1 protein-coding gene is annotated in these 299 nt (G+C 74.6%); it reads right to left on the bottom strand.

Annotation, left to right across the window (positions count from 1 at the left end; translation table 11 throughout):
* On the bottom strand, window positions 1–299 hold a 299-nt coding region (locus IG05_RS0141465; protein ID WP_030349220.1), incomplete at both ends, for a PLP-dependent transferase.

Below are 299 nucleotides of genomic sequence, written 5' to 3'. Positions count from 1 at the left end.
GCTTGGTGCCACTGGCCACGGCGAAGTCCGCGCCGAGCTCCAGCGGGCGCTGCCCCAGCGGTGTGGCGAGCGTGTTGTCGACGGCGACGAGCGCGCCACGCGCGTGTGCCGCCTCGGCGAGGCGGCGGACGTCGCACACGTCGAGCCCGGGGTTCGAGGGCGTCTCGAGCCACAGCAGTTTGGCGCCGCCGAGGACGTCGAGCTGGGCGTCCTGACCGGTCGGCGCCGTGCGGACCTCGATGCCGTACGCCTCCAGCTGCGCGCGCACCAGAGGCAGTGCCTGGTAGCCGTCGCTGGGC

Source organism: Streptomyces sp. NRRL S-1022 (assembly GCF_000720135.1).
Classification (GTDB): domain Bacteria; phylum Actinomycetota; class Actinomycetes; order Streptomycetales; family Streptomycetaceae; genus Streptomyces.
Note: the sequence above shows the minus strand (reverse complement) of the source record. Positions and strands in the feature narration are given on the sequence as shown.